The organism is Gordonia tangerina, from assembly GCF_021556435.1.
GTDB lineage: Bacteria > Actinomycetota > Actinomycetes > Mycobacteriales > Mycobacteriaceae > Gordonia > Gordonia tangerina.
The window spans coordinates 49,547-74,161 of the sequence record NZ_JAKGCU010000011.1 but is presented as its reverse complement, the minus strand read 5'-3'; the positions used below and the strand labels follow the sequence as shown (position 1 = coordinate 74,161).

Genomic DNA, 24,615 nt, shown 5'->3' with positions numbered 1-24,615 from the left:
AACTCATGAGCCGTACGAAAAAGGTCAATCCGGGACGGATCCTGTTCGTCGGATCGGGTCCGGGAGATCCCGATCTGCTGACCGTGCGTGCCCGCAACGCCATCGAGAAGGCGACCACCGCTTACATCGACCCTGACGTGCCTTCCGGTGTGGTCGAGATGCTCGGCGCGGCCCATCGTGACGAGGCAGCAGAACAACCGCGGTCGGGTCGGGGCGCCAAGAAGACCGCGCCGACCAAAAACGGGTCGGCCGCCGACGAGAACGCGAAAGCCGACGACACCACGCCTGCCGGTGACGACGCCGAGGCGGCCGAGGATTCGGTGGTGCACCCCGCGCTCGGCGATCCCGCCGAGGTCGCCAAGACGCTCGTCGCCGCCGCCAAGGCCGGCGAGGACGTCGTCCGCGTCGTCTCTGGTGACCCGCTGACCACCGATTCGGTGCTCGCCGAGGTCAACGCCGTCGCACGCACCTCGGTGCAGTTCGAGGTGCTGCCCGGCCTGCCGGCCGCTGCGGTGGTGCCCAGTTACGCAGGCATGCCGCTGGGTTCCACCCACAGCGAGGCCGACGTGCGCGCCGAGGGCGTCGACTGGGCAGCGCTGGCCGCCGCGCCGGGCCCGCTGGTGCTGCACGCCACCGCCGGTCACCTCGCGGAGACCGCCAGCGCGCTCACCGAGCACGGCATGGCCCCGCAGACGCCGGTCGCGATCACCGTCAACGGCACCACCTGCGCGCAGCGCACCATCGAGGCAACGCTGGCCACCCTCAACGAGCAGGGCAATGCGCTGGTGGGTCCGCTGATCCTGACCGTCGGCAAGGTCGTCGGTCAGCGCGGCAAGCTCTCCTGGTGGGAGTCGCGGGCGCTGTACGGCTGGACCGTGCTGGTGCCGCGGACCAAGGACCAGGCCGGCGACATGAGCGAGCGGCTGCGCAGCCACGGCGCCATCCCCAAGGAGGTGCCGACCATCGCCGTCGAACCGCCGCGGAGTCCGGCCCAGATGGAAAGGGCCGTCAAGGGTTTGGTCGACGGACGCTACCAGTGGGTGGTGTTCACCTCCACCAACGCCGTGCGCGCCGTGTGGGAGAAGTTCGCCGAGTTCGGTCTGGACGCCCGCGCGTTCTCCGGTGTGAAGATCGCCTGCGTCGGTGAGGCCACCGCAGAGAAGGTGCGCACCTTCGGTATTCAGCCGGAGCTGGTGCCGTCCGGTGAGCAGAGCTCGCTGGGGCTGCTCGACGACTTCCCGCCGTACGACGACGTGTTCGACCCGGTCAACCGAATCCTGTTGCCGCGCGCCGACATCGCCACCGAAACGCTGTCCGAGGGGCTGCGGGAACGCGGTTGGGAGATCGACGACGTGACCGCGTATCGCACGGTGCGCGCCGCTCCGCCGCCCGCCGAAACCCGCGAGATGATCAAGACCGGTGGTTTCGACGCCGTGTGCTTCACCTCGAGTTCCACGGTTCGCAACCTGGTCGGCATCGCCGGAAAGCCGCACGCACGCACCATCGTTGCGTGCATCGGTCCCAAGACGGCCGAGACGGCGACCGAATTCGGTCTGCGGGTCGACGTGCAGCCGGAGAACGCGTCGGTGCACGAACTGGTCGACACGCTTGCCGAGCACGCCGCCCGGTTGCGCGCCGAGGGTGCCCTGCCGCCGCCGCGCAAGAAGTCGCGCCGGTCGCGGTCCTGAGGTCAGGCCCGGCACGCGAAGGAGTACCACATGGCACCGGTGATCCGTCCCCGTCGGCTGCGATCCACGCCCGCGCTGCGCCGGCTCGTCGCCGAGACCACCCTCGGGCCGCAGGACTTGGTCCTGCCGATGTTCGTCGCCGACGGCATTGAGGCGCCGCGGGAGATCTCGTCGATGCCCGGCGTCGTCCAGCACACGTCCGATTCGCTGCGCAAGGCCGCCGAGGAGGCCGTCCGCGCCGGCGTCGGCGGACTGATGCTGTTCGGCGTGCCCGCACCCGACGACAAGGACGCGGTGGGCACCTGTGCCGACGATGACGAGGGCGTGCTCAACCGGGCGCTGCGCACGCTGTCCGACGACCTCGGCGATGCGACGGTGCTCATGGCCGACACCTGCCTCGACGAGTTCACCGACCACGGGCACTGCGGCGTCGTCGACGCCCGTGGCCGCGTCGACAACGACGCCACCCTCGACCGCTATGTGTCGATGTCGCTGGCCCAGGCCCGCGCCGGTGCGCACCTGCTGGGGCCGAGCGGGATGATGGACGGCCAGGTCGCCGCCATCCGCGCCGGCCTCGACGCCGCGGGCTTCACCGACACCGGCATCCTCGCCTACGCAGCGAAATACGCGTCGGCGTTCTACGGGCCGTTCCGCGAGGCGGTCGGCTCGTCGCTGCAGGGAGACCGGCGCACCTATCAGCAGGATGCCGCCAACCGGATCGAATCCGTGCGCGAGATCCGCCTCGACATCGACGAGGGCGCCGACCTCGTGATGGTGAAGCCCGCCATGAGTTACCTCGACATCGTCCGCGACGCCGCCGAAATCGCCGACGTCCCGGTGGCGGCCTACCAGATCAGCGGCGAGTACTCGATGATCACCGCCGCCGCCGAACGCGGCTGGATCGACCGCGACGCCGCCGCGATGGAGTCCCTCGTGTCGATCAAGCGGGCCGGGGCGTCGATCATCCTCAGCTACTTCGCCACCGAGGTCGCCGCCCGCCTGCGCTGAGGGCCTGTCGCGCATCAGCGGGTGGATGGCCGATGCGTCCGATTCACTACCCTGGGAACCATGACCGCTCCACATCAACCGGCGCCGACGGACTCGGGAGCCCGACCCGCACGGCCCGATTCCGTCGCCATCGCCGCCGAACTCTGGGTGGTGGTGATCCTCGGTCAGATCATCGCCTTCATCGGCCAGTACCCGACGCTGCGGGATGCCTGGGACCGGCAGGTCAATACTCTTCCGGCCGACACCCCGCGCGAAGAACTCGACGTGCTCAACTCGTCGGCGACCCTCATCGTCGTGCTGGCGTTGTTCGGACTGGCGCTGACGGTGGTGTCGGCGGGGCTGGTGTGGCTGACGCGCAACGGCTACAACTGGGCCCGCATCATCATCGCCGCGGCGGGGGTGTTCCTCGCGGTCAATCTGGTGTTCATGATCTTCGGGGACATCGACCCGGTGTGGGTGATGGTCCCGATGGTGCTCAGCGGTGTCGCAGCGATCGGTGCGTCGGTGTTGCTGCTGCGTCGCGAGAGTGAGCAGTACTGCCGTGACATGTCCGAGCACCGTCGCCGGCCCACACCGCCGCCGATGCCGCCGGGCCCGCCATCCAACGGTGGTCAGAGATATCGGCCGGGACCGTCGTCGTGGACGTATGGTGGCGGACAGCACAACGTCGGCGACTCCCATCCGGACCGCCCACATCCGAACGAAGGAAACAGATCCCGTGGCGAGTCCTGACCCCGCACTGCGACCCAAGCAGGTCTCCTGGGCCTACCGGTGTTGGACCATCAGTGGTGGTCTATTGGTGGCCCTCGGCGTGCTCTACGTGGTCATCGGGGTCGTGATGTCGGGCCCCACGTTGCTGCCCGTCGGAATCGGGGTCATCGTCGCTGCCGTCGGGGTGGCCTTCATCATGCTGGGCAGCAAGGCATTTCTCGGTGACGCGCGGTGGCGGTCGTCGCTGGCCGCACTCACCCTCGTCGTCGTCGTGATGCTGCTCTTCCTGAGCTTCGGCATCCCGATACTCGCGTTCTCCCTGCTGGCCGCGGTCGTCGGCCTGTTCGGATCGCTGTTGGCGTTCCGCCCGGAGTCGGAGACCTGGTACGCGACCGACGACCCGGATACTCCGTCGAACCCGACCCGCTCGTGACCGACGCCGACGACTCGCGCGAGACCCCCGAGCCCGAGACGTCCGAGCCCGAGATCCCCGAGGCCGAGACGTCTTACCGGGACGACGTGGACGCCCCCGACGACACGAGCCCCAGTTCGGGTTCATCCGACGATCCATCCGCCGACGAGCCGGTCGACGAGGGCGAGGTGCTCTTCTACGAACCGGGCGGCAGCTGGTGGGTGACGGCGATCGGCCCGGTGCTGATCGGCGCGGTCCTCGCGATGGAGATCTCCGGTCCCGGGCAGGTGCACTGGTTGGTGTTGGGGATTTTCGCGGTGATCCTGATCGGCTTCTCGGTGGTGCAGGTGCACGCCGCGCGCACGCACGTCAGCGTCCGCCTGACTGAGGCGACGTTGCGGCAGGGCACGCAGGTGGTGCCGCTCACCGACATCGCCACCGTCTTCCCGGCCAACAACGGTCCCGAGCACCAGGACTGGGAGAGCGCCCGCGCGCTCGGCGAACTCCCCGCCGTGCCGCGGCGCCGCAAAGGTGTCGGCGTGCGTCTCGCCGACGGCACCGTCCGGCAAGCCTGGGCCCGTGACGTCGACCGATTCCGCACCGAACTCACCGAAGCCCACCTCGCCGCGCACCTCCGCCGCGACACCTGATCCCTGGGCCCTGGTCTGGCCCGCGCACCCGTATCGCAACCACATGGGGAACTGACATCCACACAGGTTGTAACCCCCGTGAATGACAGTTCTCCATGTGGTTGGGAAGTCGATGGAGCCGATCCGGGCCTTCGCGCGTCCAATGGACATGACACAACCAACTCCCGACCACCACGGCATCGTCTACCGTCGAGCCGCCCTCGACGAGGGATACACCGACAAGCAACTGAATCGTCGTGTCGACGACGCGACGATGACCCGCATCTGGTCCGGTGCATATGTGCTCAACACGGGCGAAACCCGCACACCGGAGGAACTGCACCGCCTCACGGCGATCGCCGCGGTCACCTCGAGTCCGGACAGCGGCTTCGCGCTGAGCCATCAGTCCGCCGGTGTGCTACACGGACTGTCCCTGCTCACCCCGCAACTCGACCGCGTGCATCTCAGTACCGGGTATGCCACCGGCGCACGGCTGGAAAAGCGTCGCCACCTGCACTCGGGCGCCCTCGACGATGCCGACACCGTCGTCGTCGACGGGATTCGTGTGACATCGCTGGAGCGCACCGTGGTCGACATAGCCTGCAGTGTTGGCTTCGCCCAGGCACTGGCCGCATTCGACTCTGCGCTACGCAACGGCGCAGACGCGGCCGTCATCGCCGAATATCTCGAGGGACACAAACGTGGTGTCGGACAGGCGCGGCGAGCGCTCGCCCACGCCGATCCGGGTGCGGAGAACGCGGGCGAATCGTGGGGGAGAGCGCAGCTGATCTGCGGCGGGTTGCCGACCCCGCGGCTGCAGCACGAGTTCTACGACGACAAGGGTGTCTTCGTCGCCCGCACCGACTACGACTGGTTGGGCAAGCTGGCGGCCGAGTTCGACGGCATGGCCAAATACCAGCGGTACCTCGCCGACGGCGAGACGGCTTTCGACGCCATGCGCCGGGAGAAGGAACGCGAGGACGCGTTGCGCCGCCTCGGCGTCATGGTCATCCGGTGGGTCTGGGAGGATCTGCGCCGCAACCGCGTCGTCCCGATGGTGCGCGAGTGGCTCGACCGCCTCGGCATCGCCGCGTGACGTCGGGGCCCCCGATCGCAACCACATGGGGAACTGGCATCCACACAGGTTGTAACCACCGTGGATGTCAGTTCTCCGTGTGGTTGGGCCCGATCGCGAGCCGGCCCCGGGCGTCAGCCGTTGCGCAGCATGGGCGCGGCCAGCAACTCTTCGGGGATGCCGAAGGCGTCGACGAGGGTGCGCGCATGCGGGCGAAGCTCCATGCACAGCTCGTTGACGCCACGTCGGATGGCCTTGGCCCGCTCCACTGACACGTGACGGTGCATCAGGAACCACGAGATGTCGTCCTCGAGAGCGGAGTAGACGAACAGATCGCACACCTTGCCGAGGAGTTCGGCCGCCGACCGCGAATCACAGTCCTCGATGCCCTGCACGAACGCTTCGAGCACCAGCCGTTCGGTGCGCGCCCGTCCCACCTTCAACAGATGATCCTGAGCGTTGTTGAACACCTCGAACGGGTCGTTGTCCTCGTCGGTGGCGCGCCGCAGCCGCTGCGCGCAGGTCCGCACCAGATGGTCCTCGCGGTTGCGGAACAACCGGAGCTGGGTACCGCGGTTGGTGAGGTTCGACTTCTCGGTGTCCTCGTCGGAACTCTCCAGCAGTGTCTGCACCACCTGCCGCACCGCCGTCTTCTCCACCACCACATCGCGGGCCATGCTGGCGATGAACTTCACCCAGCCGCCGGCCGACAATCCCTGCACATCGTCGGCGTAGGCCGACAGCAGTTCCTTGGCGACGAGTTGGGTGAGCACCGTGTTGTCGCCCTCGAAGGTGGTGAACACGTCGATGTCGCCGCGCATGATCGAGAGCTGGTTCTCGTCCAGATAGCCTGCGCCGCCACATGCCTCACGACTCACGTTGATAGCGTTCGACGCGTGCCAGGTGGCGTAGGCCTTCAATCCTGCTGCGGCGCTCTCCAGTTCACGCTGTCGACCGGCGTCAGAGTCGTCGGGAGCCGACTGCACCTCATGCAACTCCTCGGTGAGCTCGTTCTGCGCAAAGGCCACCGCGTACGACTTCGCGATGAGCGGCAACAACTTCCGCTGATGACCCAGGTAATCCATGACGATGATCTCGTTCTCGGCGTCGGGGGCCTCGAACTGCTTGCGGATCAACCCATATCGAGTGGCCAGCGCAAGCGCCTTGCGGCCCGCGGCACCGGCGGTCGCCGCGACGCTCACCCGACCGCGGATGAGGGTGCCGAGCATCGTGAAGAAGCGTCGGTTCGGGTTGTCGATCGGCGAGGTGTAGGTGCCGTCGGCCTCCACGTCGGCGTACTTGTTGAGCAGGTTGTCGGCGGGCACCCGTACCTGGTCGAACATGATGCGGCCGTTGTCGACGCCGGCGAGCCCGCCCTTGTAGCCGCAGTCGCTGGTGGTGACGCCGGGCAGGTCGTTGCCGTCGGCATCGCGGATCGGCACCACGAAGCAGTGCACGCCGCGGCTCGACGGCTCCTCGCCCGGGCCGGCGGTGATCAGCTGGGCGAAGACCGCCGCGACCGTCGCATGTTGCGCCGCGCCGCCGATGTAATCCTTGCGCGCCGACGGCGTGGGGGAGTCGATGATGAACTCGCGGGTCTCGGGGTCGTAGGTGGCGGTGGTCTCCAGCGCCTGCACGTTGGACCCGTGCCCGGTCTCGGTCATCGCGAAACAGCCGAGCAGATCGAGGCTGATGATGTCGGCGACGTAGCGGTCGTGGTGGCGCGCGGTGCCCAGGTTCTCCACCGCCCCTCCGAACAGTCCCCACTGCACGCCGGCTTTCACCATCAGCGAGAGGTCGGCGTAACCGAGCATCTCGATCGCGGTGATCGATGCGCCGACGTCGCCGGTCCCGCCGTGGTCCTTGGCGAACCCGGCGGCCGAGAAGCCGCTGCTGCCCAGCTCGCGCATCTCCTCGAGCATGCGGGCGCGGGCCTCGTCGAGCGTGCGGGACGGGTCGGGTAGCAGGTCGGCGCGATCGGAGTTGCTGCGGACCATGTCGCGGGTGGATCGCCACGGGCCGTCGAGGACGAAGCGAAGGTTGTCGACCAGCAGGGCGCGCTCGTCGGCGGAGAGGTCGTCGGTCGGCGGGGCGACGGATTCCGGGTCGTCGCGGACGGTGTCGTCGGCGGATGGGGTGGCTGGGCTCTCGGTGGATGTCGCCATGTCTCCACGTTACGGACTCTTCGACGGGCCGTTGACATGTTTGTGACGCTCACCGCTGCGGCCGGCCCTCGCAACAACCGATTGTCGGCAACTCGTGGGTGACGATGCTATTTTCGACCACGTGCACAGCGTGTGCTGCTCGTCGGCGGGTGGTGGGCAGCCTCGGCGTTCAGGAGGTGGAAGCTGTGTTCGGATCGGATCACTGCAGTGTAGGGGTGCCGCGCGACCACGCCCGGTACCACGCGGGCGTACCTGCCCGCGGCCCGCGCGATGCGGTCACTCGACGATTGACAGCCGGCTCCCGTTGGCATCAGGTCACCCTCCTCGCCACACCTCCTCCCGCCACGCCCGGTAACTGAGACGTCCCGCGTACCCGATCGACGGGAAGCGGCGCCCAGTCGACCATCCGATGATGGTTCGGCATCGAAGTCAGCTGTGGGTAGCAGGTTGCCTCCTGTCCCAAGCCGCCGGCGAGGCGGACGACGGGGGTGCTCAGAAGAGGAACGACGATGAACAACCAAGTTCACCACTCGATCGCAGACCTCGCGCGACGACTGCACGACATGCCCGAGGCATCAGGCCACGACGACGGGCCGCTGCGGTCGGTGACCGCTGCCGCGATCGCGAATGTGCCCGGCGCACGGCACGCGGGCGTGCTGCTGGTCGACAAGAAGCGCAACTTCGAGACCATCGCCCCGACCGGTCCGGTGATGACCGAGGTGGACCGCATCCAACTCGAGACCGGCGAGGGTCCGTGCCTGCAGGCGGCGTGGAGCCACCAGATGGTGCTGATCAACGACATCGCGGGTGACCCGCGCTGGCCTGCGTTCTCCTCTCGGGTCGTCGATCAGACCCCGGTCCGCGCCGGATTGTCGTTCCACTTGTTCACCCACAAGGGGACGATCGGCGCGCTGAACGTGTTCGCCGACGAGGTGGATGCGTTCACCGCAGAGTCCGAGGAGGTGGGGTTGATCTTCGCCACGCATGCCGCCCTCGCGCTCGGGGCCGTGCGCGAGCAGCACGATTTCCGCAGTGCCCTGGCCAGCCGTGACACCATCGGGCAGGCCAAAGGCATGCTGATGGAACGGTTCTCGATCGACGCGGTGGCCGCGTTCGAGTTGTTGCGCAGGCTCTCGCAGGACACCAACACCCCGCTGGTGGAAGTCGCCCGCCAGGTCATCGATGCGGAGAAGCCCGTCCGGTCGTAGGTGAGCGATCGCGACGGCCATCCCCGCGAGTCGCGCATAATCACTCCCATGCCGAGCGCACCACCCGACACCGACGACCCGATCGACTTCCGGGTGCACGTGGTCGCCGAATCGATCCGCCTGTTCGCCGAGCAGGGCTACGAATCGACGACCGTCGAGCAGATCGCCGCTGCCGCAGGCATCTCCCGACGCACCTTTTTCCGCCAGTTCGGCGCCAAGGAAGACGTCATCTTCGCCGACCACGAGTCCCTGCTCGAACTCGTGGCAGCGCACCTGTCCGACGGGCCCGAGGCCGACCCGTACGAGTCGGTATGCACCGCAGCCGAACTGGTGTTCCTACACTTCCGTGACAGCAGGATGATGGCGGTCCGGCGCCTGCGCATCGTCCAAGGGGTTCCGGCGCTGCGCGACCGCGAACTGGTCACCACCTACCGCTATCAGCGACTGTTCGAGGACCACTTGCGTGCCCGGTTGCCCGAGGAGTCGCCGGCACAGCTCATCGGCTACGCCGCCGCCATCACCAGTGCACACAACTACTTGCTGCGAGCGATGATCCGCGGCGACGAGAACGCGACACTCGAGCATCTGCGCGATGAGCTGCGGCAGCTGCGTCGCACGTTCACCCGTCGGGAGGTCGACGCCGGGGCCGACGCGGTGTCGGTGATCACGCATCCTGCCGGGATGTCGCCGGAGGAGATCGGCCACCGGGTCGTCGAACAACTGCGTGCGCAGCGGCGAGATCGCGGACAATGAGGGAGTCCAGGCCGACATCGACCCACGTTCGTTCGACAATCTTTGGCACTTAGTGCCGCGGATAGCTACACTAAACTAAATCCTTGGCACGCGGTGCCACGTCAACGAGCTACAAAGGAGTGATCATGGCGTTCGGTAACCCCGACTTCAACGTCTTCGAACTGCCCGAAGAGCACGTCGCACTGCGTGAGGCGATCCGGGCTCTGTCCGAGAAAGAGATCGAGCCGCATGCGGCCGATGTCGACGAGAACTCGCGGTTCCCGCAGGAGGCACTCGATGCCCTCGTCGCGTCCGGCTTCAACGCCATCCACGTGCCCGAGGCCTACGACGGTCAGGGCGCCGACTCCGTCGCCGCGTGCATCGTCATCGAAGAGGTCGCCCGCGTGTGCGCGTCGTCGTCGCTGATCCCGGCCGTCAACAAGCTCGGCACCATGGGTCTGATCCTCAACGGCTCCGACGAGCTCAAGAAGCAGGTGCTGCCGTCGATCGCTTCGGGTGAGGCGATGGCGTCCTACGCGCTGTCCGAGCGTGAGGCCGGCTCCGACGCCGGGTCGATGAAGACCCGCGCCCGCAAAGACGGCAACAACTGGGTGATCAACGGCTCGAAGTGCTGGATCACCAACGGCGGCAAGTCATCGTGGTACACCGTCATGGCGGTCACCGATCCGGAGAAGGGGGCCAACGGCATCTCGTCGTTCATGGTCCACAAGGACGATCCCGGCTTCACCGTCGGTCCGCTGGAGAAGAAGCTCGGCATCAAGGGCTCGCCCACCGCCGAGCTGTACTTCGAGGACTGCACCATCCCCTCCGACCGCATCGTCGGCGATGAGGGCACCGGCTTCAAGACCGCGCTGCAGACTCTCGACCACACCCGGCCCACCATCGGTGCGCAGGCCGTCGGCATCGCGCAGGGCGCGCTCGACAAGGCCATCGAATACGTCAAGGACCGCAAGCAGTTCGGGCAGTCGATCAGCAAGTTCCAGGGCGTCGAGTTCATGATCGCCGACATGGCGATGAAGGTGGAGGCCGCCCGTCTGATGGTCTACACCTCGGCTGCGCGCGCCGAGCGCGGCGAGGGCAACCTCGGGTTCATCTCCGCCGCGTCGAAGTGCTTCGCCTCCGACGTCGCGATGGAGGTCACCACCGACGCCGTGCAGCTCTTCGGCGGCGCGGGTTACACCCGTGACTTCCCCGTCGAGCGGATGATGCGCGACGCCAAGATCACCCAGATCTACGAGGGCACCAACCAGATCCAGCGTGTCGTGATGAGCCGCGCCCTGCTGCGCTGACCCGCGCCGTCCTCCTTGCGAGGGCGCCCCGTCGACCCCGTCGACAGGGCGCCCTTTCTCGTTGAGCGGGCGCCGAAGCCTTGAACCCACCCGTTGACTGGGCGCCGTTTTCCGTCGAGTGGGGGCCGTTTCTCGTTGAGTGGGCGCTGGTCCGGGTCGAGTGAGCGTTGGTCCGACATCGGCCACACCTCAAGATTCGGCGATATCGATGGAACCCCCGTGCCGGCTGGTGCGTCGAAGATGCATGACATTTGAGCACCAGGCGACACCCCGCACCATCTCGCGCAAGGATGCGCTCACCGATCTCGGGTTGACCCCCGAGCAGTTCGCGGCGGAGTTCACCGTGCTGCGCGGCAACAACCACCTGCATCGCGGTCAGCTCATGACGGCGCAGCAGCGGATCATCACCGTCGTAGACCAGGCTCATGGCGATCCCGTGATCGCCGGCGAGTCCGCGCTGATCATGTATGGCAGCCGCTGGCACGACGACGATTTCACAATTGAGCTCATCCGCGGGACATCCGCATCGGGTCGCCCCGCGCGGGGGACGGTCACGCGCCGACTCGACCTTCCGCCATCCGAGATCGTCGAGATCCAGGGAAGGAAGGTCACCTCACCGCTTCGTACGGCATTGGACCTCGGACGTCAGCGATCGCGCATGCAGGCGATCGGTGACCTCGACGCGCTGGCCGCGGTCGTTCCCCTTGACCTGGACGAACTGATGGCCTTCGCCGTGAAACACAAGAGATCCCGATACGTCAGGGTGCTGCGGGAGCTGATTCCGCTGATCGATGGGCGTGCGGAGTCGCCTCGGGAAAGTGCGTTGCGACTCTTCATGCATGACGTCGGACTACCCAAACCCGATCTGCAGGTGGAGGTGCGCGACGAATCCGGAAAGGTGATCGCCAGATGTGACCTCGCGTACGGGGCCGCGAAGATCGCCATCGAGTATGACGGCGAGGCCTATCACTCGACGCCGGAGCAGCTCGCGCACGATGGTGTGCGGACCGTGGCACTGGATCGGTTGGAATGGAAGGTCATCCGGGTCACCGCGAAACGACTTCGTTCCGAGCCCTTTGCGGTGGTGGAAGAAGTCTGGGATGCACTCCGTGCGCGGGGCTTCTACTTCTGCTGATACGTCCGGCGAACGTATGGCGGTGCACATTCGATCGAAAACAGCGCCCACTCAACGGGAAACAGCGCCCACTCAACGGGGAACAGCGCCCAGTCAACGGAGAACGGGGGAAGGGGGCGGGGATCAGGCGTAGGCTGGTCGGAACTCCAGGCGTGCATGCTGTTTGCGCGCCGCGGTGCGGAAGTCGTTGAGGGCGCGTCCCATGTGGAAGCCGTTGGTCACGATCAGCGCACCGGTGGCGCCCATGTGTTTGAGCATCGCCACTGTGTTCGTCGCGTTGGCGACGGTGCTGGTGGAGGCCGCCTCGTTGATCATCTGCCATACCGGCACCCCGCGCCGCAGCAGACCGACATTCATGAACTGGGCCTCCGACACCGGCAGCCACCAGGTGTTGCCGCCGGACACGATCATCCGGTTGAACGGATGCGACAACGCCAGGTTCGCTGCCACGTTCATCCGCTGCTCCAGGATGGCCGGCGTCTGGCCGAATGTGCCCATCTTGGCGCCGAGCACCACGATGTAGCGCGTCGGCGGACTCTGCCACAGGAAGATGCTGCTCGGCGAGAACAGGTCGGCACTCCCGGCGCCCAGACTTCCGGTGTCTGCGCGCGCGGGAGCCGCGACGGCCACGCTCAGCGTGGTGAGAATTGCGATGATTAGTGCGGCCACCCGAACACGCATGGCACGAGTGTACCCATTTGTCAGGTCAATGCGATGTACTTCACCGACAGGTACTCCTCGATACCCTCGCTGCCGCCCTCACGGCCGATACCCGATTGCTTGACCCCGCCGAACGGTGCCGACGGATCGGAGATGACGCCGCGGTTCACGCCGACCATCCCCGATTCGAGCCCTTCGGCCACCCGCATGCAGCGTTCCAGGTCGCGGCTGTAGAAGTACGACGCCAGTCCGTACTCGGTCGAGTTGGCGGCCTTGATGGCGTCGGCCTCGGACTCGAAGGTGCTGATCACCGCTACCGGACCGAAGATCTCGTCGCGCGTGACCGGTGCGTACGCATCGACCCGGTCGAGCACCGTCGCCGGGTAGAAGTAGCCCTTGCCCTCGGGGACTTTGCCGCCCAACCGGACCCGCGCACCATCGGCGATCGCGCCGTCCACCATCTCGGCGACCTTGTCGCGCTGCTTGGCGCTCACCAACGGTCCCAGGGTGACACCCTCGTCGTATCCGGCGCCGAGCCGTACGGCCGCCATCTTCTCGGTGAGCTTCGCCGTGAACTCCTCCGCGACACCGGATTGCACCAGGAACCGATTGGCCGCGGTGCACGCCTCCCCGCCGTTGCGCATCTTCGCCAGATATGCGCCCTCGACCGCGGCGTCGATGTCGGCGTCGTCGAACACCAGGAACGGCGCGTTGCCACCGAGTTCCATCGACGTGCGCTGTACCCGTTCGGCGGCCTGTGCCATCAGGTTGCGGCCGACCGGCGTCGAGCCGGTGAAGCTGATCTTGCGGATGCGGTCATCGGTGATGATCGCCGACGACACGTCGCCGGCATTGCTGGTCGGCAACACCGACAGCACCCCGGCGGGCAGGCCGGCCTCGGCGAACACCGCGGCCAGGGCCAGCATGGTCAGCGGGGTTTCGTGCGCGGGCTTGACCAGCATGACGTTTCCGGCGGCCAACGCCGGACCGATCTTGCGGGTGCCCATCGCGAGGGGGAAGTTCCACGGCGTGATCGCCAACGACGGCCCGACCGGCGCACGCGACACCAGGATTCGGCCGTTGCCCGCGGGCGCGGTGGCGAACCGGCCGCCGATGCGGACGGCCTCCTCGGCGAACCAGCGCAGGAACTCGGTACCGTACTTGGTCTCGGCCTGACTGTCGGGTAGTGCGCGCCCGAGTTCCAGCGTCATCAGCATGGCGATGTCGTCGGCCCGGTCGGTGAGCAGTTCGAATGCGCGGCGCAGGATCTCGCCGCGCTCGCGGGCCGGGGTGGCGGCCCAGTCGTCGGCGACTGCCGCAGCCTTGTCGAGGGCGCGGCGCGCATCGTCCACGCCGGCGTCGGCCACTGAGGTCAGCGGTTCTTCGGTGGCCGGGTCGTACACGGTGAATGTCTCGCCCGACGACGCCGGCACCGATTCGCCATCGATCCACAGCCCGGTCGGTACGTTGTCCAGCACGGTGCGCGGGTTGTCAACGATGGTGTCAGTCATCAGATCTCACTTCCTTCGATATGTTCTGTGCAGAATGTGACTCACGCGGGGGTGAGGGCCTCGTCGAGGATCTGCAGGCCCTCGCACAGCAGATCGTCGTCGATGACCATCGGAGGCAGCAGCCTTAGCACGTTGCCATAGGTGCCGCAGGTGAGGACCACCACTCCGCGGGAGAGTGCGTGCGCCGCAGCCGCCTTGGCCAGTTCCGGATTGGGCTCGGTGGTACCGGGTTTCACCAATTCGACGGCGATCATCGCTCCGCGACCGCGGATCTCGCCGATGACATCCTGGCCGGTGGCGGCGAGACGTTCTGTGGTTGCCGACAACGACGCGAATGCGATCTCCCCGATGTGGCGCGCACGTGCGTTCAGATCGAGGGTCGACATCTGTTCGATCGTGGCCAACGCGGCGGCGCACGCGACCGGATTGCCGCTGTAGGTGCCGCCGAGCCCACCGGGGTGCACCGCATCCATCAGGTCGGCGCGGCCGGTGACCGCCGACAACGGCATCCCGCCGGCGATCCCCTTGGCGGTGGTGATCAGATCCGGGACCACGCCTTCGTCTTCGCTGGCGAACCACGCACCGGTGCGGCAGAACCCGCTCTGGACCTCGTCGGCGATGAACACCACGCCGTGCATTCGGCACCAGGCGGCCAGCGTCGGCAGGAAACCCGGTGCGGGCACGATGAAACCGCCCTCACCCTGGATGGGTTCGACGATGACCGCGGCCACACTGTCGGCGGTGAGCTGGGTGTCGATCATGCTGATGGCGCGGTTGGCGGCGGCAACTCCGTCGGTCCCCGCCGGGTCCCGCAGTGGGTAGCTCATCGGCATCCGGTACACCTCAGGCGCGAACGGGCCGAAATCATGCTTATAAGGAATGGATTTCGCGGTGAGCGCCATGGTCAGGTTGGTGCGGCCGTGATAGGCGTGGTCGAAGGCGACCACCGCGTTGCGCCCGGTCGCCAAGCGCGCGACCTTGACTGCATTCTCCACCGCCTCGGCGCCGGAGTTGAACAGCACCGTTCGCTTCTCGTGATCGCCGGGGGTCAGTTCGTTGAGCTTTTCGGCGACGGCCACATATCCCTCGTAGGGGGTGACCATGAAGCAGGTGTGGGTGAGCCGGTGCGCCTGTGCGGCGACGGCGTCGGCAACCGCCGGGTTGCTGGCTCCGACTCCGGTGACAGCGATTCCTGATCCCAGGTCGATCAGTGAGTTGCCGTCGGCGTCGACGATGATGCCGCCATCGGCGTCGACCGCGAACACCGGCGTGGCCGACCCGAGTCCGGCCGCGACCGCGCGGCGCCGACGCTCCGTCAGCGCGACCGACCGCGGGCCGGGGAGCTCGGTGACAAGATGCCGCTTCTGCGGTAACCGGTAGGGGATGGCGGTCATCACGTCCTCATTCCGTCGATGGTGTCAGGCGCTGCTTACGACCCCAGTCTTCGCCGACAACCCGATCGGGGTGACCTGCCAATGTGTACAAGTCGGTGAACATTGCACTCCATGGTGTCCAGGTAGGGTGGTGGGCATGACGACGGTGCGCTGGCTGCTGGCCCAGCGACGTCTCCGTCTCACGCTGCGCGGCGGGGTGGCCGGCCTCGATCGGCACGTCGACTGCGTGATGACCAGCGAACTGACCCAGCCCGGCGAATGGTTGTCCGGCGACGAGGTGCTGTTGACCACGGGGCTGCGGCTCGGTGACCCGACGATCTGGCGCGACTACCTCGAGCGTCTCGATGCCGTCGGCGTGGCGGCGGTCGGAATGGGTGTCGGTTTCGAGTTCGACGCGGTGCCCGCCGGCATGGCGTCGGTCGCCGACGAGCTGGGGCTACCGCTGTTCGAGGTTCCGCTGCCGGTGCCGTTCTCCGCGATCACCCGCGCCGTGCTGGATCAGATCGCCGCCCAGCGATCGTCGCGGCTGTTGGCGGCCACCAAGGCGCAACCGAAGATGACCCGCGCGGCCGCCTCGGGTGGGTCGACGGCGGTGATCCGGGAACTCGCCGACGCGGTGGGGCAGAAGGTGGTGCTGCTCGACACCGGCCTGGCCGTGGTCGCCAACGCACCCGGCTCCGTGTCGTCGGCAGACCTGAACCGGTTGCGTGATTTGGTGATTCGTGACCCGGCGTCGGCGGCGGCGGTCACGGTGACCGATGATGCCACGATCACGGTGTCCCGGGTCGGCTCCGGCGGACGAACCTTTGGACACCTCGGCACGGTGGGACGCACCGCCCTCGACGACGTCGCGCGGATGCTTGTCGGTCACGCGATCTCGCTGCTGGCCATCGAGCACGCGAAACCACGCCAGCTACGCCGCGACCTTGTCGAGTTGCACACCGACACACTGGCATCGGCGCTCGACGATCCCACCGAGCGAGTTGGCGTACAACGTATTCTGGCGCGGGCCGCCGACCCGTCGGGACGGGTGCGGGCGCTGGCGTTGCGATTCGGAGACGACGACGCGGCCGCCCGCGGGCAGCGCCTGCTGATCGACGAGCTCGACGACCGGTGGCATGCGGTCTTCGTGCATCGCGACGGACCGGAACTGATGGTGCTGCTTCGCGGCGACGATTCCACCGAGCTCGCGACCACCCTGTTCGCCGTCGTCAACTCCGCCGGTCCGGTCGGCGGCGGGGTGGGCACAGTGACCGATGTGCGCGACGTCGCCGACGCCGTCCGGCAGGCGAGGCTGGCCTGCCGATCCGCGGCCGTCGGTCAGCTCGCCGATCTGCACGGCACCCGGTCGCTGCTGACCGTCGACCCCGTGCGTCGAGCGCTCGCTGACGCACACGCCCAGCGGCTGGCCCCCGTGCTGAACCACGACGCCGAACACGGGACCGAGCTACGAGCAGCCCTGTTGGCCTACCTGGAAGCCAACGGCAACTGGGGTGTCGCCGCCGCGACGCAAGGCGTGCACCGGCACACGTTGCGCCACCGGGTCGAACGAGTCGAGGATCTGTTGGATGTGGACCTGGCCGACGCGCGTGTCCGTGCCGAACTGTTGTTGATGTTGTTGGGAGCGCACGAATGAGAAAGGCTGTGGCCGCAGGGATCGCGGCGGTGGCGGTGGCCGTCGCCGGCTGCGCCGACGACATCGACGACTCCGCGGCACCGAGTGCAACCCAGACGTCCCCGTCGGTGAACGCCTCCACCGCAACGGGCACCGACCAACTACACCTGGTGAACCTGGGCGACAGCTTCTCCGCCGCGGCCGGCGTGCAACCCCTGGTCGCCGACTCCCCGGTGATGTGCCTGCGATCCTCGCGCAACTTCGCGCACGTGCTCGCCGCCGACGCGGGCTACCGACTGACCGACGTCAGCTGTAGCGGCGCCGACACGGCGGATTTCGAGTCGGCCCAATACGACGGTGTGCCACCGCAACTGGATGCGCTCACCGACGACGCCGACATCGTTACCGTGATGATCGGCGGCAACGACAGCGACCTCTACAGCACCGCGATCCGCGAGTGCGCCGACCTCGCCGCCCGCGATCTGTCCGGATCACCGTGCGCGGACACCCGAGGCTCCGAGTACGTCGACATCGTCGAGAACCAGACCGCGCCGGCCCTACTCGAAGCGTTGCAAGCGGTACGCGACAGAGCGCCGAGCGCCGAGATCCTGGCGGTTGGGTATCCGTGGATCCTGCCGCCCGCCGACGGCTGCTATCCCGCGATGCCGGTCGCGACCAGCGATCTCACGTATCTGCGTGAGCTGCAATCGGTTCTGAACGCCGCTCTACAGCGTGCAGCCGAGCAGACCGGAGCGCGGTTCGTCGACATGGCGCCGGCGTCGGAAGGCCACGACGCGTGCGCGCCGGTGGGGCAGCGGTGGATCGAACCGCGCAACGGTGCGTCGGGGGCGGCGCCGGTCCACCCGAATGCGGCCGGGCAGCAGGCCATCGCCGACGCAGTGGCTACGGCGCTGGAGTAGTCGTATGCAGCCGCGGTCTCAGGGGGTGGGGCCGACAATAATTGTCGGCGGCCACCCCTGCTGCCGCAGCTGTATTCGGCGTCGGTAGTCCACAGGTCGGGTGCGGGTCCACAGAACCACACACCGCTATGCGCGGAACCCGATTACGGCCGGTTTCGTCGGCATGCTCGACCTCATGATGGAGATCGATGATCACTACGGCGTAGTGTCCTGGTCCGAATTGCATTCGCGTGCTGTGACTCTCGCACACCTGCGGCGTGCGATGAGGGAGGAGAACCTGCGCAGGCTGCGACGTGGCTGGTATGCGACGCCGACTGCGGATGCGATGGTGGTCGAGGCGGTGACTGCCGGGGGAGTGTTGAGTTGTCTGTCGGCGCTGAAGCTCCATGGTGTCTGGGTGCCCACGCACCCCAAGAAGGTCCACGTCCGGGCTCGGGAGTCAGCGCACCGACAAGGGCGCAGTGGCCGGTTCTGCCTGGGCTACGGGTCGCCCGAACCGGAGGTGTCCGCCGTCGACGACATCCGAACCGCTTTTCGCCACGCACTCAAATGCCTCGACGACGAAGGCATCGTCGTGGTGTGCGACTCCATCCTCAACAAGGCCCTGCTCGAACGCTGCGACCTGGAATCGCTCATGGCGTCGGCCCCGCGGCGGATTCGCCGACTACTTGACCGGTGCGATGGCAAGGCGGAATCCGGCACGGAGACGATGGTGCGGCTGCGGTTGCAGCTCAAAGGCGTGACGGTGCGCTCACAAGTGCAGATCGCGGGGGTCGGTCGTGTCGATCTGCTGATCGGCACCCGACTCATCATCGAGATCGACAGCGAGGAATTCCACGACCGCAGCGCCGAACAGCGCGAGAGGGACCGCCGACGCGACGAGGAGGCGACCCGAAAGGGCTACATCACCGTGCGGTTGAGTTATCAGCGCGTGGTCGAGGAGTGGGCGGAAGCAGAAAGGACCATCCTCGATCTGGTTCGCCGACGTGAGCACCGCAAGAAGCTACCGACCGGTCGGCGCCGACGTCGTCGGGCGTCTCCACCTGCAGGCTGAGCAGGTTGCCGCGACAACTATCGTCGCCGACGTCCTATGTCGCCGCAGGCGGATACGGCCGCAGCAACCGTCACCGACATCACACTCTCCCTGAGAACCGGCTGAACGATTTTGGCCCTCACGAGGCCATTTGGAACACTGGTCCCCGTGACCCGATCCGCTGAAGTAGCCGCGAACTCTGCCGCGCTGTTCCGACGCGCCACCCAGGTCATCCCCGGCGGGGTCAACTCCCCGGTCCGGGCGTTCTCCGCCGTCGGTGGCGATCCGCGCTTCATCGCCTCGGCGCAGGGTTGCCGACTCACCGACGTCGACGGCAACGAGTACATCGACCTCGTGTGCTCCTGGGGTCCGATGATCCTCGGCCACGCGCACCCCGCCGTCGTGTCCGCCGTGCAGCAGGCTGCGGCCGGCGGACTCTCCTTCGGTGCGCCCACCTCGTCGGAGATCGAACTCGCCGAGGAGATCATCGACCGGGTCGACCCCGTCGAGCAGGTCCGGCTCGTCAACTCCGGGACCGAGGCCACCATGTCGGCCATCCGGCTCGCCCGCGGCTACACCGGGCGCAGCAAGGTCATCAAGTTCGCCGGCTGCTACCACGGCCACGTCGACGCCCTGCTCGCCGACGCCGGGTCCGGCGTGGCCACCCTCGGCCTGCCCACCTCGCCGGGCGTGACGGGAGCCTCCGCCCACGACACACTCGTGCTGCCGTACAACGACCTCAAGGCCGTCGCGAAGGCGTTCGAGGAATTCGGCGACGACATCGCCGCGGTCATCACCGAGGCCGCCGCCGGCAACATGGGCGCGGTCGCCCCGCACGACGGGTTCAACGCCGGCCTGCGCGAACTCACCCGACGCCACGGCGCGTTGCTGATCATGGACGAGGTGATGACCGGCTTCCGCGTCAGCCCGTCCGGTTGGTACGGACTCGAAGGGGTAGGCGGCGACCTCTACACCTTCGGCAAGGTGATGAGCGGCGGGCTGCCCGCCGCTGCGTTCGGCGGACGTGCCGACGTGATGGAACGACTCGCACCGACCGGTCCGGTCTATCAGGCGGGCACACTGTCGGGGAATCCGGTGGCCGTCGCCGCCGGTCTGGCCACTCTGCGCACCGCCGACGCCGACACCTACCGCGCACTCGACGACAACGCCGACCGCCTCGCCACGCTGCTGACCGACGCCCTCGACGCCGCCGGTGTGGCCCACCGGGTGCAGCGCGCGGGCAGCATGCTCAGCGTCTTCTTCACCGACTCTGGCGACCCGATCGTCGACTACCCGGGCGTCAAGGCCACTGAGACCTGGCGTTTTGCTCCGTTCTTCCATGCACTGCTCGAACGTGGTGTCTACCCGCCGCCGAGTGCGTTCGAGGCCTGGTTTGTGTCCGCGGCGTTGGACGACGATGCTTTCTCACGTATCGCCGATGCACTGCCGGCAGCCGCGCAGGCCGCTGCCGCAGCGGTCCAGAGCTGACCCGGGGGAGACACGATGACCAACACGATCGTCCACATGATGCGCCATGGGGAAGTGCACAACCCCGAAGGCATTCTCTACGGCCGGCTGCCCGGCTTCCGACTGTCCGACACCGGACGCGCCCAGGCCAACAAGGTGGCCGGCGCTCTCGCCGACCACGACGTGACTGCCGTCTTCGCCTCGCCGTTGCAGCGGGCGCAGGAGACGGCCACCCCGATCGCCGGCGCGCACGGACTCGAGATCATCACCAACGACGAACTGATCGAGGCCGACAACGTCTTCGAAGGACTGAAGGTGTCCGTCGGCGACGGCGCGCTGAGCAAACCGCGGCACTGGCCCAAGATGCGTGATCCGTTCACCCCGTCGTGGGGCGAGCCCTACATCCAACTGGCCCATCGCATGCTGGCCGCAGCCAACAAGGCCCGCGACGCCGCTCGTGGCCACGAAGCCGTCTGCGTCAGCCACCAACTGCCCGTCTACACACTGCGCCGCTTCCTGGAAGGGCAGCGGCTGTGGCACGACCCTCGCCGGCGGCAGTGTTCGCTGGCGTCCCTGACCAGCCTGATCTACGAGGGCGATGCGCTCGTCGACATCATCTACTCCGAGCCCGTGGGGGCCTCGGACCCGTTGGCCACCGGGGCGTGACCGGCCCGGTGGGATAGGACGAACGTGCGAAAGTTTTCCTTGCTGCTGGCGGCGCTGGCAGTCGTGATCGGTGTGGTCAGCGGCTGCGGTACCGGCGACGACGCGGTCGCGCAGGGAGACACCTTCGAGTTCATCTCGCCCGGCGGCCAGGTGGTCATCACCTACCCGCCGGAGCAGCGTAAACCGGTCGCAGAGGTATCAGGACCTGACCTGATCACCGATGAACCGCTCGCGCTCGGGGACGAGCGCTTCGCCGACAAGGTCGTCGTCATCAACGTGTGGGGCTCGTGGTGCGGCCCGTGTCGCGGCGAGGCCGACGACCTCGAGACCGTCTACGAGAACACCAAAGACCTCGGTGTCGAATTCCTCGGCATCGACTTGCGTGACGACCGGCAGAATGCCAAGGATTTCGTCGCCGACCGCAACGTCGGCTTCCCGTCCATCTACGACTTCGACGGCATCACCCTGGCCGCGCTGACCACCCCGACCTCGGTGGTCCCCACCACCGTCGTACTCGACCGGGAGCACCGGCCGGCCGCGGTGTTCCTCAAGGCCATCACCGCCGAAGAACTCGAGGCGACTGTGCGCCGGGTCGCCGCCGAAGCCCCCGCAGCGACCCCACCGGCCGACACGCCCGCGTCGTCGGCACCGGGCGCGCCATGATCGCGCTCGCCCCGCAGGCCGCCATCGGCGAGACCTTCGCCACCACCGTCTCGTCGGGCCCGCTGCTGCTGGCCCTGGCCGCCTGCGTCGTCGCCGGGCTGGTCTCCTTTGCCTCCCCATGTGTGGTGCCGCTGGTGCCCGGCTACCTGTCGTATCTGGCCGGGCTCGTCGGCGCCGAGGCGCCCGCGGTGACCGTCGGCGAATCCGCCAAAAGCGGCCGGTCGCGGGTGGCACTCGCCGCGGCGTTGTTCGTCCTCGGCTTCACCGTCATCTTCGTTGCCGCCACCGCCACCGTGCTCGGCATCACCAGTACCTTCATCGTCAATCGTGAACTGCTGCAACGCATCGGCGGGGTGGTGACCATCCTGATGGGCCTGGTGTTCATCGGCCTGGTGCCCGCGATGCAACACGAGTTCCGATTCGCGCCGCGACGGATGTCCAACATCGTCGGCGCCCCACTGCTCGGCGCCGTCTTCGCGCTCGGCTGGACCCCGTGCCTGGGTCCGACGCTGGCCGCGGTCATCGCCACCGCCAGCGGCACCGAAGGGGCCACCGCCGCCAAAGGTGTGGCGCTGATCGTCGCCTACTGCGCCGGACTCGGCATCCCGTTCGTCATCCTCGCGTTCTCGTCGGCGTGGGCGCTGCGCAGCCTCGGCTGGCTGCGCAACCACGCCCGCGCCATCCAGGTCTTCGGCGGCATCATGCTGATCGCCGTCGGCATCGCCCTGGTGACCGGCGCGTGGGACCAGTTCATCGTTTGGGTGCGCGATGCCTTCATCACCGACACGGAGCTGCCCGTATGACCGAGGTGACCACCGACCGCCGCGACACCGCCGACGTCCCGCCGCCGCGCCGTCCGCACTGGTTCCGCCGCCGTGTGTTGTGGCCGGCACGCAACATGTGGCGCTCGCTGACCTCGATGCGCACTGCGCTGATCCTGCTGTTCCTCCTGGCCTTGGCGGCCATCCCCGGTGCGTTGCTGCCGCAACGGTCGCTCAACGAACAGAAGACGCTCACCTACATCGCCGACCACGGGTGGGTCGGCGAGACGATGGACCGGCTGCAGCTGTTCGACGTCTTCTCCAGCGCTTGGTTCACCGCGATCTATGTACTGCTGTTCGTGTCCCTGGTGGGCTGCCTGACGCCGCGGATGATCGAACACTTCCACAATCTGCGGGCCAAGCCGGTGGCCGCGCCACGCAACCTCAAGCGACTGCCGCGGCACGTCACGATCGAGGTCGACGGGGAACCCGAGGAAATCGCCGAGCGGGTGTCGCGGAATCTGCGCGGGTGGCGACGGGTGATCTCGATACGCCCCTCCGCAAGCTCCGGGGCTACTCGATCAGCGGGGGAGCGCTCGTCGGCAGGTTCCGGGGTCACTCGATCAGCGGGGGATACGGGGGGCGGGGCCGCGGGACAATCCGTCGTCGAGGTCTCCGCCGAGAAGGGCTATCTGCGCGAGTTCGGCAACCTGGTGTTCCATTTCGCGCTGCTCGCGCTGCTGGTGTCCATCGCGCTGGGCAAACTGTACGGCTACGAGGGCACCCGCAGCCTGGTCGCCGACGGTGAGCAGGGCCTGTGCAACACGTCGACCGCCGTGTACGACTCGTTCCGGGCCGGCAACCTGGTCGACGGCACCGACCTGCAGCCGTTCTGTATCCGCGTCGACAGCTTCGATGCGACGTTCCTGCCGAACGGTCAACCCGACATGTACAGCTCCGAGGTCCGCTACACCGAGGGGACACCCAGCACCGACGCCTCGACCTGGCCGACCGCCCGCATCCGAGTCAACGAGCCGCTGCGTGTCGCCGGTGACCGTGTGTACGTACTCGGCAACGGCTTCGCCCCGACGTTCACCGTCACCTTCCCGAACGGCGAACAGCGCACCCAGACGGTGCCGTTCGTTCCCGACGAACTTCAGACGATGATGTCGTCGGGAGCCATCCGCTTCGACACCCCGGCCGGGCTGTACCCGAACCCCGACGAACGACGCAACCATCAGATCGCGGTCGAGGGTCTGTTCGCGCCGACCGCCAACTTCCACGGCACCCTACTGACCTCGGCATCGCCGGAGCCGAACGACCCGTACGTGGCCATCCGCATCTACGAGGGTGACACCGGCCTGGACACCGGCCTGCCGCAGAACGCGTACTCCCTGGACCAGTCGCTCATCGATCAGGGACGCCTGCAGCAGCGCGCCCAGGTCAACCTCGGTCAGGGCGATTCGCACACGCTGGCCGACGGCACCGTGGTGCGCTTCGACGGCTATCAACGATGGGTGTCGATGCAGGTGTCGCACGACCCGGCCCAGATCTGGGTGCTGGCGTCGTCGATCGTGATGCTCGGCGGACTGCTGGTGTCGTTGCTCATCCGGCGGCGCCGCATCTGGGTGCGTCTGGTGCCGGTGACCACGTCGGATTCCGGCGAGGAGACCAAACGACGTACGGTAGTAGAGATCGCCGGCCTGGCACGCACCGATCAGGCGGGCTGGGGCGAGGGATTCGATGAGCAGGCGCGCCGCCTGGTGATCGACCCCGACGACCCGGGAGCCGCACGCGCCGCACGGCGTTTGTAGCGGTCGGCCACCAGCGCAGTCAGCAACGAGAGGACGGT

Annotated in this window: 22 protein-coding genes; 18 read left to right on the top strand and 4 right to left on the bottom strand. The window is 67.6% G+C overall.

The genetic code is table 11. The annotated features are described in order from the left end of the window. Nucleotides 1–5: 5 nt before the first annotated feature. The 6 genes from L1892_RS13425 to L1892_RS13400 all read left to right on the top strand — a co-directional run bounded on the left by L1892_RS13425 (nt 6) and on the right by L1892_RS13400 (nt 5,544). Nucleotides 6–1,688, top strand: a complete 1,683-nt coding sequence (locus L1892_RS13425; RefSeq protein ID WP_235724104.1) for a bifunctional uroporphyrinogen-III C-methyltransferase/uroporphyrinogen-III synthase — start codon at nt 6–8, stop codon at nt 1,686–1,688. 30 nt (nt 1,689–1,718) lie between these two features. After that, nucleotides 1,719–2,696, top strand: coding sequence for a porphobilinogen synthase (gene hemB / locus L1892_RS13420; RefSeq protein WP_235724103.1), 978 nt, complete (start codon nt 1,719–1,721; stop codon nt 2,694–2,696). A gap of 60 nt (nt 2,697–2,756) precedes the next feature. After that, nucleotides 2,757–3,428 (top strand): DUF4231 domain-containing protein, encoded by a 672-nt coding sequence (locus L1892_RS13415; protein WP_235724102.1) that lies wholly within the window; start codon nt 2,757–2,759, stop codon nt 3,426–3,428. Further along, nucleotides 3,415–3,840 carry a hypothetical protein gene (locus tag L1892_RS13410; protein ID WP_235724101.1) on the top strand — a complete coding sequence of 142 codons (426 nt, stop codon included), beginning with the start codon at nt 3,415–3,417 and terminating at the stop codon, nt 3,838–3,840. Before L1892_RS13415 ends, L1892_RS13410 begins: the two co-directional genes overlap by 14 nt. Continuing rightward, the gene (gene mce1N, locus L1892_RS13405) at nt 3,837–4,469 is read left to right on the top strand and encodes a transport-regulating membrane protein Mce1N (protein ID WP_372475054.1); all 633 of its coding nucleotides are present in this window, start codon (nt 3,837–3,839) and stop codon (nt 4,467–4,469) included. The genes L1892_RS13410 and mce1N overlap by 4 nt, the downstream gene beginning before the upstream one ends. A gap of 148 nt (nt 4,470–4,617) precedes the next feature. Further along, nucleotides 4,618–5,544 carry a type IV toxin-antitoxin system AbiEi family antitoxin domain-containing protein gene (locus L1892_RS13400; RefSeq protein WP_235724100.1) on the top strand — a complete coding sequence of 309 codons (927 nt, stop codon included), beginning with the start codon at nt 4,618–4,620 and terminating at the stop codon, nt 5,542–5,544. A gap of 113 nt (nt 5,545–5,657) precedes the next feature. Here L1892_RS13400 and L1892_RS13395 read toward each other — a convergent pair whose 3' ends face one another. Further along, nucleotides 5,658–7,688, bottom strand: a complete 2,031-nt coding sequence (locus tag L1892_RS13395; RefSeq protein WP_235724099.1) for an acyl-CoA dehydrogenase family protein — start codon at nt 7,686–7,688, stop codon at nt 5,658–5,660. 509 nt (nt 7,689–8,197) lie between these two features. Between L1892_RS13395 and L1892_RS13390 the strand changes: the two genes are divergently transcribed. From L1892_RS13390 to L1892_RS13375, 4 genes are all read left to right on the top strand, one after another. Beyond that, nucleotides 8,198–8,896, top strand: a complete 699-nt coding sequence (locus L1892_RS13390) for a GAF and ANTAR domain-containing protein (protein WP_235724098.1) — start codon at nt 8,198–8,200, stop codon at nt 8,894–8,896. A gap of 48 nt (nt 8,897–8,944) precedes the next feature. Further along, on the top strand, nt 8,945–9,649 hold the full coding sequence (locus tag L1892_RS13385) for a TetR family transcriptional regulator (protein ID WP_235724097.1): 705 nt from the start codon (nt 8,945–8,947) through the stop codon (nt 9,647–9,649). Between the two features lie 125 nt (nt 9,650–9,774). After that, nucleotides 9,775–10,938, top strand: a complete 1,164-nt coding sequence (locus L1892_RS13380) for an acyl-CoA dehydrogenase (RefSeq protein ID WP_235724096.1) — start codon at nt 9,775–9,777, stop codon at nt 10,936–10,938. Between the two features lie 244 nt (nt 10,939–11,182). After that, nucleotides 11,183–12,073, top strand: coding sequence for a type IV toxin-antitoxin system AbiEi family antitoxin (locus L1892_RS13375; protein ID WP_235724095.1), 891 nt, complete (start codon nt 11,183–11,185; stop codon nt 12,071–12,073). A gap of 123 nt (nt 12,074–12,196) precedes the next feature. Here the strand turns inward: L1892_RS13375 and L1892_RS13370 are convergent, their stop codons facing one another. Genes L1892_RS13370 through gabT form a run of 3 tightly spaced genes read right to left on the bottom strand, consistent with a single transcriptional unit; the run spans nt 12,197 to nt 15,638 of the window. After that, nucleotides 12,197–12,754, bottom strand: a complete 558-nt coding sequence (locus tag L1892_RS13370; protein ID WP_235724094.1) for a YdcF family protein — start codon at nt 12,752–12,754, stop codon at nt 12,197–12,199. Nucleotides 12,755–12,774: 20 nt separating this feature from the next. After that, the gene (locus L1892_RS13365; RefSeq protein WP_235724093.1) at nt 12,775–14,244 is read right to left on the bottom strand and encodes an NAD-dependent succinate-semialdehyde dehydrogenase; all 1,470 of its coding nucleotides are present in this window, start codon (nt 14,242–14,244) and stop codon (nt 12,775–12,777) included. Nucleotides 14,245–14,285: 41 nt separating this feature from the next. Continuing rightward, complete coding sequence (gene gabT / locus L1892_RS13360) at nt 14,286–15,638, bottom strand: 4-aminobutyrate--2-oxoglutarate transaminase (RefSeq protein WP_235724092.1); 1,353 nt, start codon at nt 15,636–15,638, stop codon at nt 14,286–14,288. Nucleotides 15,639–15,774: 136 nt separating this feature from the next. On the opposite strand from gabT, the gene L1892_RS13355 reads away from it, so the two are divergent. The 8 genes from L1892_RS13355 to resB all read left to right on the top strand — a co-directional run bounded on the left by L1892_RS13355 (nt 15,775) and on the right by resB (nt 24,577). Continuing rightward, the gene (locus L1892_RS13355) at nt 15,775–17,274 is read left to right on the top strand and encodes a PucR family transcriptional regulator (protein ID WP_235724091.1); all 1,500 of its coding nucleotides are present in this window, start codon (nt 15,775–15,777) and stop codon (nt 17,272–17,274) included. Further along, nucleotides 17,271–18,173 carry an SGNH/GDSL hydrolase family protein gene (locus L1892_RS13350; RefSeq protein WP_235724090.1) on the top strand — a complete coding sequence of 301 codons (903 nt, stop codon included), beginning with the start codon at nt 17,271–17,273 and terminating at the stop codon, nt 18,171–18,173. Before L1892_RS13355 ends, L1892_RS13350 begins: the two co-directional genes overlap by 4 nt. Before the next feature lie 175 nt (nt 18,174–18,348). Then, nucleotides 18,349–19,227 (top strand): DUF559 domain-containing protein, encoded by an 879-nt coding sequence (locus L1892_RS13345; RefSeq protein WP_235724089.1) that lies wholly within the window; start codon nt 18,349–18,351, stop codon nt 19,225–19,227. Between the two features lie 147 nt (nt 19,228–19,374). Continuing rightward, nucleotides 19,375–20,694 (top strand): glutamate-1-semialdehyde 2,1-aminomutase, encoded by a 1,320-nt coding sequence (gene hemL / locus L1892_RS13340; RefSeq protein ID WP_235724088.1) that lies wholly within the window; start codon nt 19,375–19,377, stop codon nt 20,692–20,694. Between the two features lie 15 nt (nt 20,695–20,709). Then, nucleotides 20,710–21,339 carry a histidine phosphatase family protein gene (locus tag L1892_RS13335; RefSeq protein WP_235724087.1) on the top strand — a complete coding sequence of 210 codons (630 nt, stop codon included), beginning with the start codon at nt 20,710–20,712 and terminating at the stop codon, nt 21,337–21,339. Nucleotides 21,340–21,363: 24 nt separating this feature from the next. Further along, a complete protein-coding gene (locus tag L1892_RS13330) occupies nt 21,364–22,002 on the top strand; it encodes a TlpA family protein disulfide reductase (protein WP_235724086.1) in 639 nt (212 codons plus the stop codon). Further along, complete coding sequence (locus tag L1892_RS13325; protein WP_235724085.1) at nt 21,999–22,805, top strand: cytochrome c biogenesis CcdA family protein; 807 nt, start codon at nt 21,999–22,001, stop codon at nt 22,803–22,805. The genes L1892_RS13330 and L1892_RS13325 overlap by 4 nt, the downstream gene beginning before the upstream one ends. Continuing rightward, complete coding sequence (gene resB, locus L1892_RS13320) at nt 22,802–24,577, top strand: cytochrome c biogenesis protein ResB (RefSeq protein ID WP_235724084.1); 1,776 nt, start codon at nt 22,802–22,804, stop codon at nt 24,575–24,577. The genes L1892_RS13325 and resB overlap by 4 nt, the downstream gene beginning before the upstream one ends. Nucleotides 24,578–24,615 lie beyond the last annotated feature (38 nt).

Bases quoted from the DNA above. Each gene is read 5' to 3' on its own strand.
- resB (WP_235724084.1), top strand. From the start codon at position 22,802: ATGACCGAGGTGACCACCGACCGCCGCGACACCGCCGACGTCCCGCCG.
- L1892_RS13370 (WP_235724094.1), bottom strand. From the start codon at position 12,754: ATGCGTGTTCGGGTGGCCGCACTAATCATCGCAATTCTCACCACGCTG.
- L1892_RS13375 (WP_235724095.1), top strand. From the start codon at position 11,183: ATGACATTTGAGCACCAGGCGACACCCCGCACCATCTCGCGCAAGGAT.
- gabT (WP_235724092.1), bottom strand. From the start codon at position 15,638: ATGACCGCCATCCCCTACCGGTTACCGCAGAAGCGGCATCTTGTCACC.
- L1892_RS13365 (WP_235724093.1), bottom strand. From the start codon at position 14,244: ATGACTGACACCATCGTTGACAACCCGCGCACCGTGCTGGACAACGTA.
- L1892_RS13390 (WP_235724098.1), top strand. From the start codon at position 8,198: ATGAACAACCAAGTTCACCACTCGATCGCAGACCTCGCGCGACGACTG.
- L1892_RS13395 (WP_235724099.1), bottom strand. From the start codon at position 7,688: ATGGCGACATCCACCGAGAGCCCAGCCACCCCATCCGCCGACGACACC.
- L1892_RS13345 (WP_235724089.1), top strand. From the start codon at position 18,349: ATGATGGAGATCGATGATCACTACGGCGTAGTGTCCTGGTCCGAATTG.
- L1892_RS13415 (WP_235724102.1), top strand. From the start codon at position 2,757: ATGACCGCTCCACATCAACCGGCGCCGACGGACTCGGGAGCCCGACCC.
- L1892_RS13385 (WP_235724097.1), top strand. From the start codon at position 8,945: ATGCCGAGCGCACCACCCGACACCGACGACCCGATCGACTTCCGGGTG.
- L1892_RS13350 (WP_235724090.1), top strand. From the start codon at position 17,271: ATGAGAAAGGCTGTGGCCGCAGGGATCGCGGCGGTGGCGGTGGCCGTC.
- L1892_RS13400 (WP_235724100.1), top strand. From the start codon at position 4,618: ATGACACAACCAACTCCCGACCACCACGGCATCGTCTACCGTCGAGCC.
- L1892_RS13425 (WP_235724104.1), top strand. From the start codon at position 6: ATGAGCCGTACGAAAAAGGTCAATCCGGGACGGATCCTGTTCGTCGGA.
- hemB (WP_235724103.1), top strand. From the start codon at position 1,719: ATGGCACCGGTGATCCGTCCCCGTCGGCTGCGATCCACGCCCGCGCTG.
- L1892_RS13335 (WP_235724087.1), top strand. From the start codon at position 20,710: ATGACCAACACGATCGTCCACATGATGCGCCATGGGGAAGTGCACAAC.
- L1892_RS13325 (WP_235724085.1), top strand. From the start codon at position 21,999: ATGATCGCGCTCGCCCCGCAGGCCGCCATCGGCGAGACCTTCGCCACC.
- L1892_RS13355 (WP_235724091.1), top strand. From the start codon at position 15,775: ATGACGACGGTGCGCTGGCTGCTGGCCCAGCGACGTCTCCGTCTCACG.
- L1892_RS13380 (WP_235724096.1), top strand. From the start codon at position 9,775: ATGGCGTTCGGTAACCCCGACTTCAACGTCTTCGAACTGCCCGAAGAG.